The sequence below is a fragment of the Candidatus Curtissbacteria bacterium genome (assembly GCA_024654445.1).
Lineage (GTDB): Bacteria > Patescibacteriota > Microgenomatia > Curtissbacterales > GWA2-41-24 > JANLHP01.
The window spans coordinates 1-8,877 of sequence record JANLHP010000024.1 but is presented as its reverse complement, the minus strand read 5'-3'; the positions used below and the strand labels follow the sequence as shown (position 1 = coordinate 8,877).

The following is an 8,877-nucleotide window of genomic DNA, read 5'->3' as shown; positions in this document are numbered from 1 at the left end:
GTTTCCAAAGTTTTGGGTAAGCAAAAGAATGATGTTGACGTGAACGTTCTTACTAAAGAGGAAGGCGAAACGATAACTCCAGACAAAGTTTTTACTCTGGATCTTTTAAAAGGCGAGAAACTTTATTTAAACCTAGAAAGGGGTCAAAAGTACTTTCTTAGCCTCGTAAACGGGAACTCAAACACCTGTCTTTATATAGGACAGACTCAATATAAGGTAGAAAACGATAAAACGATCGAGATTAAATTTAACGTCGGCGGAAATTACTTAATTCAAACTAATCTCTGCGACCTCAGATTTAAAGAACACGGCACAATCACGGTCAATTAAACCCAAACCCTATAGTTGACTTCAACTATTTCCAAATGGTATCATTACACCAAGCTTAAATAGAAGCGTTTAAAAGTTGTAGGTACCTCAAGGTAATTTGTATCCCCAAACTTAGAAACAACAAAATTCATTTAAGACCGAAAGGAGGAAAAATATATGGCAAAAAGATTATTTGTAGGCAGTCTTTCTTATAGCGTAACAAGCGCACAAGTTGAAGAACTATTCGCGCAAGCTGGAAAGATAGACAGCGTTAACTTAATAACTGACAAGTTTTCAGGTCAAAGCAAGGGTTTTGCTTTTGTCGAAATGGCGACAGAAGAAGAAGCTCAAGAAGCGATCAAGAAATTTAACAATTACGAATTAGACGGCAGAAAGATTATAGTTAATGAGGCTCGTCCTCAAGAAAACCGAAGCAATCGTTCAGACGACAACCGTTCTCGAAGTTGGTAAGTTAAAAAGAAAAAACAATGCAAAAGCAAGAGTTCACCGAATGTATTAGGTGCGGCAAAATCCGTATCTTTCAAAAGAAGTGGAAAGATAGGGGTGAGAATGGCAAGGGCACTCTTATGACCTATGAGCAGTCTGTGTGCCCTGACCAAGAATGCCAAAAAATTGTCGACGCTAAATTCCAGGAGATGAGAGACAGAAGAGAATTGATGGAAAACAGGAAAAAGAGCGTAGTTCTTGCTAAGAAAAATTAAAAAACCCAAATTCGATAAAACTCAGCTAAAAAAGGGTAAAACAACAGAAAGCCGCCAACGGGCGGTTTTTTAAAACTTAAAAAATGGACAATAAATTAAGAAACATCGCAATAATAGCTCACGTCGACCACGGCAAAACGACGCTTGTGGACGCGCTCCTGAGACAATCCAAGACCGAGCTCAAAAAAGAAGTAGACGAAGCAAACCTAATTATGGATAGCAACGAACTTGAGCGTGAACGTGGAATTACGATTTTTTCCAAAAACGCCTCCGTTGTCTGGAATGGTGTGAAAATAAATATTATCGACACCCCCGGCCACGCCGATTTCGGTGGGGAAGTTGAACGCGTGCTTACGATGGCAGACGGATGTCTTTTGCTGGTTGACGCTCAAGAAGGCCCGATGCCACAGACTCGATTTGTCTTGAAGCAAGCGCTCAAGATGAAACACAAAATAATCGTCGTCATCAACAAAGTCGACAAGCCTAACGCCAGAGTCGATTTTGTTCTAAATCGCGTTTTTGATTTATTTGTTGAACTCGGAGCCGACGAAGAGACAGCATTTTTTCCTGTAATCTACACAGTCGCCAAAGACGGAAAAGCAGGACTAGAAGCCGATATCAGCTCAATGGTTGATATTTCTCCTGTTTTCGACACGATCATCAAGGAAGTGCCGCCTCCAACAGGCGACGATTCAAAACCTCTTCAAATGCTGGTTTCAAATATCACTTACGACACACACAAAGGAAGAATCGCGATTGGCAAAATCTACAATGGAGTCATCGCAGCTGGCCAAGAAATTACCCACATCAAAACTGACGGACAAAGTAAAAAAGCAAACATTTCTTCTATCGCAAGTTTTGTCGGCTTAGAAAAGCAAGATGTAAAAGAAGCCAAAGCCGGCGACATAATCGCGATTTCCGGAATCAGCGACATCACAATCGGCGAAACCATAGCAGATCTTCAAACGCCAATTGCTCTGCCTCCTCTTAAAGTCGAAGAACCAACAATCCGGATGACTTTTAGCGTCAATAGCTCACCTCTTGCTGGCAAAGAAGGAAGGTTTAAAACATCGAGGCAAATAAGGGAAAGACTTTTCAAAGAACTCGAAACCGACGTCGCGCTAAGAATTGAAGACGGCCCGATTGGTGACTGGATAGTCAGCGGGCGAGGCGAACTACATCTTGCGATTTTAATCGAGCGGCTTAGAAGAGAAGGCTACGAGCTGCAGGTAGCCCGTCCTCAGGTAATTACAAAAGTCATAGACGGCAAAACACACACGCCATACGAGCAAGTGTTCATAGAGGCTCCGGAAACTTATTCAGGCGTCATCATGCAAAAAATGGGCGAAAGACACAGCGAGCTCGTCGATATGAAGACGGAAGAAGGCATGGTCTTTTTCGAGTTTATAATTGCCACTCAAGATTTGTTCGGCTACCGAAGTGAATTTATAACAGATACAAAAGGTCTGGGAATAATAAATACATTATTTTACGAATACAGACCTCAAATTGTTTCTTCATACAGCCGCACAAACGGTTCATTAGTCGCTCATGAAAGCGGAACAACCAAGACTTACGGGTTAATTAACGCTCAGGAAAGGGGAGTTCTTTTTGTAGACGCCGGAGAAGTGGTTTACAAAGGCGAAGTAATAGGTATGAACTCCAGAGCGGAAGATATTCGAGTTAACGTTTGTAAAGAAAAACATTTAACCAATATGCGCAGTAAGGGTGAGGACGTGGCCGCACGCCTTAAAGGAATTACCAGAATGAGCTTAGAAGATGCGCTCGAATACATTGACGATTCAGAGCTTGTAGAGGTTACTCCCAAAAATATCAGGATCCGAAAAATAGTCCTCGATGAGCTTGAAGAAAGAAGAAAAAGAGTAGGACAAAGGTAACATTTTCTCACCTTAATACAGTAAAATTGTAATTGGTTCTCAATTTTCAGTTTTCGGATTCGAGTTTGCCGGTTGCCAGTTTTCTGACTGATAACAGAAAACTGAGTGACCAAATTCTGACAACTCACCACAGAAAACTGATAACTAAGATAAGGATGGGGCCTTGTTTGGCTTCCAAAATTCGCCTTTTTCTGCTAAAATGCACGCTCAATGTTTGCTCGCTTCATGATCGCATCTATGCGATCATTTTTTAGGATTTTCCCTGTCCTCGCGCTTGCGCTTTTCCTGTGGTCGCAAGTTCTTACAACGCCAGTTCAAGCTGCCGCGCCAAATTGGCAACAACCCCTTCTTACCATGAAAGAAAAAATATTATCTCTAGAATTTGATTGGTCGATTTTCGACCTCTTCAAAGAAAGCGATACGCGCTTTGTTTCCCCGATTCCAGAAGAATATATTGCCGACAAGCCGAAGACTCCAGAAGAACCAGAATCAACTTCTTCTCCTAAGTTGGTATCGTTACCAGGTGCTAACCCATCACCAACACCTCCTATCGCAGCAAAATCAGGAGAAACGCTTGGTCAGTCCAAAATCGAAACACAAAAGACCGAACCACCAAACAACACATCAACGCCTGCACCAAACTCTGCCCAGTCCTCAGATCAACCAACTCCTACGCCAGTTCCATCGCCAACCCCTAGTCCTTCACCTGAACCACCGCAGCCTCCCGCACCATCACCAGAATCTTCACCAACTCCAGAAGCGTCACCTCAGCCGACGCCAGAACCAACACCGACTCACTCACCACAAGGCGGAACTGGTTTAGAAGATCCATTACCTGCTCCGAGTCCGTCACCCGACCCTACACCCGAACCTGGGCCATCTCCAGAGCCTTCCCCAACGCCAACACCAGAACCATCCCCGTCTCCAAGTCCCGAACCAACGCCGAGCCCAAGTCCTGCGCCATCACCAACTCCCGAGCCAGGACCTAGCCCAGAACCAAGAACCAGCACCTGGGAAATTCAGGGCGTCTCTTCTATGAAAATCACAAAAGACATAATCTGCGATCCTGCCGACGAAGAATTTATAGGCAAATGGCTAGACAAAGCCCACGATCTCGGAGCAAATTACGTTTCGGTTGAAACTCCTTACGACAGCCCAAGTTGTGGCAATTCGCTTGCATACACCAGAATTTGGGTTAGGGAAATTAGGGAGCGAGACATGAAAGTTTGGCATCGTCACATGCCTCTTGCCTTTGAAGGAATTTACGGCAAGTCGAAAGATCCGAATGCAAATTACCTAAAGCAAATTTCCGATTACATCAAAGCAAACCCGGACCTTTTCGCCGAAGGTGACATCTTTACGCCAATTCCGGAACCTCAAAACGGGGGGATTCAGGGAATAACTTTCTGTCACGGTGGTGTTTGTATTTTCCCAAATCGCGAAAACTTCAACGTCTTTTTGAGAGTCGCAATCGACATGTCGCAAGACGCGTTTTCCGAAATTGGCAAGAACAACATAAAAATTGGCTATTACGGCTTCGACGGATTTGTTGCCTGGGGCCATAACAATCCGGATTGGGAAGGTATCTTGGAAGACGAAACGATAGCGAAAATGGGCAACATCACAATCGATCACTACCCAGAAGCAGTCGGCACTACTATGGAAGAAGACCTCAATGAATTAAGCTCTATTTATCCCGGCATCCCAATAGTAATCGGGGAGTGGGGAACAATCGGCGGCGGAGATCTGGAGGCAATCATTAAAACAACAATGGCAGCTGCAAAAAATCACCCGAACGTCATCGGGTTTAACTATTGGCATTTAGGAATGGGTGGAAATGAATCTCTAATCGACTACGACTTTAATGAACTCATTCACTTCGACGAAGTGAAATCCTTCTTCAGGCCGTAAACTCAGATAAGTCGGAAAACTCGGTGGTCAGTAAGTCAGTTGATCAGAATTCTGAATCAAAGAATACTTCCGGGTATCATCCTCGCACATCACTCGTCATCCTCGCGAAAGCGAGGATCTGCTAGATGACCAACTGAGAGGAGTAGATCCTCAACTGAATTGAGGATGACAAAGCAGTCGAAGATTACTCTACAAACGTTAAAGCGATGCCCTTTTTATCTGCGCGGCCGGTTCGGCCAATTCTGTGGATGTATTCGTCGTAAGATTCGGGCGCGTCGTAATTAATAACGTGAGTTACATTGTCTATGTCGAGTCCTCGAGAAGCAACGTCTGTCGCAAGCAGAACCTGTACCTTCTCGCTCTTAAATAATTCCAGCGCCTTTTTCCTCTGCGATTGAGATTTGTTGCTATGAATTGATGTTGCCTTAAACCCGTTTTCTACAAGCGTCCTGGTAAGCCTCTCAATGCCCCATTTAGTTTGTCCAAAAACTAAAACCTTGTCGAAACCTTCCTGTCTAAGTAATCCTTGCAGCATCTCGGGCTTTTTCGCTCTGTCGTGGACATAGACAACGTCCTGGTCTATATTTTCGGCAGTATCCTGACTTTTGACCGAAACAACTTCCGCCTGGTCCACAAACTTATTAAGAATTTCCTTGGTTTTTCCGGAAACCGTTGCCGAAAAAAATAAAGACTGGCGAACTGGAGATAACATTGCAATCAAAGATTCTATTTCTTTTATGAAGCCAATATCTACCATTCTGTCGACTTCGTCCAAAACTACATTTCCAAACGTGTTCAAGTTCAGTTTTTGTCTCCTGATCAAGTCCTGAAGTCTCCCTGGTGTGCCAATGACAAAATGTGGGTTCCTTGATAGATTTTTCGCTTGCATAAATAAACCAGCCCCGCCAATGCAAAGAGCAGCTTCCAGATTCATCCCTCGCGAAAATTGCCTGAATTCATCGGCAATCTGCATCGCAAGTTCCCTCGTCGGCGTAACTATAAGAACTCTTTCCGATCGCTTTAAAAATACTTTATTAACAAGTGGAATAAGAAACGCGGCCGTTTTACCCGTTCCTGTATTGGCTACACCGATTACGTCGCGGCCTTCAAGCAAAATAGGAATCGTCTGCTCTTGGATCGGCGTGGGATTGTTGTACCCTCGCGCCTCTATATTGCGCTTCAGCTCATTACAAATGTTGTATGTGGAAAATGAAGCCGTGGAAACATACTCGACTGAAGTAGTCGGCTGGGCGCGTTTTACAAAAAGATTAGCGTCAAGTTTGGGCTTTTCGCGCCTTCTTCCATAAGACGGCCTTCTATAGTTGGAATAATTTGTACTCCTATGATTTCCAAAGGAAGTACTCCGAGATCTGTAATGCATATGTTAAACCCTCCTCAAGTTTTTACCCAGGGAAGTCAAATATTTTTAATATAATAAGGGGATAATACTGTGGTATTTCTGCTTAAGAAGAGGTTTTAAAAAGGGGTAAGATACAAAAAAACTTGGGTATCTTTATCCGACGTAACTAAAACTAACAATAACTAAGCAGAAGTACCAGAGTACTATCTGTGAGCTTAAAATAAGCTCTTAAACCTACTTTGTGCATTGTAGCATGTCCTGAGCCAATAAGCAACTATAGGGTCAAAGGGTTTTTGATGTCTCTAAGGGTTTTGGGGAAACTTTAGGCGGACTATCAAACGAGAATCCGCCCATATCACTACTCAGCTTTTTCTGTTGTTTTTTCTTCAACAGCAGCTTCTTCTGTTTTTTCTTCTGTTTTTGGTTCGTCTATCATTTAAATATCCTCCCTCCACCAACTACGATAGCACATATAGTGTTAAATAGATAGACTACAGGATATCCGCTGGAGGCAAAACATTGCTTAATTGCCCACTTAAGCATATAGTATGTAGACTAAATGATTCTCAACATAAACAGAAATAACGCGTTTGTCAGCCACGAAGGCCACAGATTCATTTTTTACCTCGTCCCCAAAGCGATCTCCAGAAGCAAGTTTAGCGTAGAAGTATACATTGCAACCCCCCAGTGGAAAGCGGACCCGGCGTACGAATCTGTTTTCTCTAAAGAATACGAAGACCAAGACACAATGCAAGAAGACGTTTTGACCCTGACGTTAGACCTCGACTGGGGAATAGCGGAGTGGTTGAACGGAAACGTAAAGCGCGCAAAATACAAAGAGGAAGAAATCCTTGAAGTAGAAGATCAAACCGCGAAAGAAGCGATTCAAAATTTGGCCAGTCTAAATAACGCCCAAGGTTATCCCCAATTAATCTACCTTGGCGAGCAAATATTAAAGTGTGAATATTTCAAGGCCAAAAACCCCACACCCGCGCAAAAAACAGCCAAAGCGCAGGTCCTTTCGGCAGTTGGCGCGGCCTTCCTTAACACGGTCGAGCTGGAAAAAGCCAAAGAATTTCTTTCGGAATCCGTAAAAATAAGTGAAAACGCGGAAAACCTTGAAGCATTAGGCATGATTTACAGCAGCATGGGGGATAAATCTTCGGCTGTTAAAAATCTCAACAAAGCCCTGCGTTTGTGCAAAATCGGAAAACAGGCCGAAGAAAAGGCAATTAAAAACGGCACCCTCGACATTTTATCTGGCAACTGGGACTTCACTGCAGAAAAGATACAAGCTTCACTCAGTTCACTCTAAGACACCCCAGCACCTGACCTAACTTCCTACAATCCCACCAATCTACCATCCCTACTGGCCCCCTTCATTTTTCTTACCAAACTGTTACGCATCTCCTAATAAAAATCACAATTAAAATACCTATTATCGACGTATGCAAATTTAGATTTGGAAGGTTTAGAAGATTAAGAAGATACAGAAGGTTTTAAACCCTTCTTAACCCTCAAAATCATCTTAACCTTCTTAGGTTTGTCCTTAAAGTGAAAGGAGGTGAAGAAAATGTTAGATGACAAAAAACAACAGCAACAAGACGAAACAGCTGGTGACATGACGGACGAAGAATGGCAAGGAGACACAGGTATAGCAGGAGGAATGAGTGGTGACTACTTTGAAGAAGACCAAAGCACGGAAGAAGACGCAAACGTTTAGTTTCGTTAACTTCAATACTGTATAAAACACGGAGGAGGTGAGATATATAAATGGCAGGAAATTCAAATAGCGGCAGAAGACCTAAACAAGGTAGACAAGGCGGACAAAGCGGACGAGAAGAAGGGCAAAGTAAATCACAAAGAAACTCTTCAGGTTCCAGGCAGTCCAACCGTTCCAGGGGAAACTCGCGCTAAAGTTTAGCTATAAAACGATATCAACAGGTAGTCCGATATGGCTATCTGTTGGTGTCTCATGAGTAGCATCAGCAACACTTATAGGAGAGATGACTTTCTTAAGAAGTTCCACGCTTTTGTTAATGGCGCGAGGCAATATCTCGGCATCCCTAAATCCCGCGTGTAGTGTAATGTTAAAAGTTCCACGAGGCTCACGATTCCAGTCCCATTCTGTAACTCCTTTATAAACAGGAGATGCTACACTTTGTGAAAGCCTAATTCGGTACAAATTTTCTAGAATCAAGTGCTCGAAAAGGTGACCGAGTTCTGTATCTTTCACTTCTTGAGCAAAGGGCAACCTTTTTCGGTTAAAACACTTTGCCAATAAAACACTCGGAAAATATTGCTTGAGTACTTCGTACGTTTGGGGAAAATTATCCGTATAAGCGAACGTAGGATGAACCTTCATCTTTATAAAGGTAGTGAGTTGCTGATCTTCTATGGAAAACGAGAAGAGTTCATCGTGGTAAACTTTGGGCATAAACTAACCTATTTTTTGAACTTGTCGAGAAAAACAAGCTCTCTTACCTAAGCCCATAAAAAACAACAGCCACCTTTTACAGGCACCCGCCAGTATACTATAGTAAAAAATGGTAGTCCAGGCACAAAAATACTCTAAGCCTTTTCAGTTAAGCCCAAACGCTAGGAGTTCGTTTGACTGAATCACTCCCAAAACTACTCAGTTGATTCCTCGTCGTCTTTCTTTTCCTCTTCATCATCA

9 protein-coding genes are annotated in these 8,877 nt (G+C 43.0%); 7 read left to right on the top strand and 2 right to left on the bottom strand.

Translation table 11 applies throughout. The annotated features are described in order from the left end of the window. The 5 genes from NUV69_04765 to NUV69_04745 all read left to right on the top strand — a co-directional run. On the top strand, positions 1-330 hold a 330-nt coding region (locus tag NUV69_04765; GenBank protein ID MCR4324969.1), incomplete at its 5' end, for a hypothetical protein. Positions 331-486: 156 nt separating this feature from the next. Continuing rightward, the gene (locus tag NUV69_04760; protein MCR4324968.1) at positions 487-780 is read left to right on the top strand and encodes an RNA-binding protein; all 294 of its coding nucleotides are present in this window, start codon (positions 487-489) and stop codon (positions 778-780) included. 17 nt (positions 781-797) lie between these two features. Then, on the top strand, positions 798-1,031 hold the full coding sequence (locus NUV69_04755) for a hypothetical protein (GenBank protein MCR4324967.1): 234 nt from the start codon (positions 798-800) through the stop codon (positions 1,029-1,031). A gap of 83 nt (positions 1,032-1,114) precedes the next feature. Further along, positions 1,115-2,929 (top strand): translational GTPase TypA, encoded by a 1,815-nt coding sequence (gene typA / locus NUV69_04750; GenBank protein ID MCR4324966.1) that lies wholly within the window; start codon positions 1,115-1,117, stop codon positions 2,927-2,929. A 237-nt stretch (positions 2,930-3,166) separates the two neighbouring features. Further along, entirely contained in the window at positions 3,167-4,840 is a 1,674-nt protein-coding gene (locus NUV69_04745) for a hypothetical protein (GenBank protein MCR4324965.1), read from the top strand. Positions 4,841-5,024: 184 nt separating this feature from the next. Here NUV69_04745 and NUV69_04740 read toward each other — a convergent pair whose 3' ends face one another. Then, a complete protein-coding gene (locus NUV69_04740; GenBank protein MCR4324964.1) occupies positions 5,025-6,221 on the bottom strand; it encodes a DEAD/DEAH box helicase in 1,197 nt (398 codons plus the stop codon). 538 nt (positions 6,222-6,759) lie between these two features. On the opposite strand from NUV69_04740, the gene NUV69_04735 reads away from it, so the two are divergent. Both NUV69_04735 and NUV69_04730 read left to right on the top strand, forming a co-directional pair. Then, complete coding sequence (locus tag NUV69_04735) at positions 6,760-7,515, top strand: hypothetical protein (protein MCR4324963.1); 756 nt, start codon at positions 6,760-6,762, stop codon at positions 7,513-7,515. Between the two features lie 249 nt (positions 7,516-7,764). Then, complete coding sequence (locus tag NUV69_04730) at positions 7,765-7,923, top strand: hypothetical protein (GenBank protein ID MCR4324962.1); 159 nt, start codon at positions 7,765-7,767, stop codon at positions 7,921-7,923. 201 nt (positions 7,924-8,124) lie between these two features. Here the strand turns inward: NUV69_04730 and NUV69_04725 are convergent, their stop codons facing one another. Next, positions 8,125-8,637: a hypothetical protein gene (locus NUV69_04725; GenBank protein MCR4324961.1), complete on the bottom strand. Its 513-nt coding sequence runs from the start codon at positions 8,635-8,637 to the stop codon at positions 8,125-8,127. Positions 8,638-8,877 lie beyond the last annotated feature (240 nt).

Coding starts and splice junctions, on each gene's coding strand:
- NUV69_04760 (MCR4324968.1), top strand. CDS start 487: ATGGCAAAAAGATTATTTGTAGGCAGTCTTTCTTATAGCGTAACAAGC.
- NUV69_04755 (MCR4324967.1), top strand. CDS start 798: ATGCAAAAGCAAGAGTTCACCGAATGTATTAGGTGCGGCAAAATCCGT.
- typA (MCR4324966.1), top strand. CDS start 1,115: ATGGACAATAAATTAAGAAACATCGCAATAATAGCTCACGTCGACCAC.
- NUV69_04745 (MCR4324965.1), top strand. CDS start 3,167: ATGCGATCATTTTTTAGGATTTTCCCTGTCCTCGCGCTTGCGCTTTTC.
- NUV69_04740 (MCR4324964.1), bottom strand. CDS start 6,221: ATGCATTACAGATCTCGGAGTACTTCCTTTGGAAATCATAGGAGTACA.
- NUV69_04735 (MCR4324963.1), top strand. CDS start 6,760: ATGATTCTCAACATAAACAGAAATAACGCGTTTGTCAGCCACGAAGGC.
- NUV69_04725 (MCR4324961.1), bottom strand. CDS start 8,637: ATGCCCAAAGTTTACCACGATGAACTCTTCTCGTTTTCCATAGAAGAT.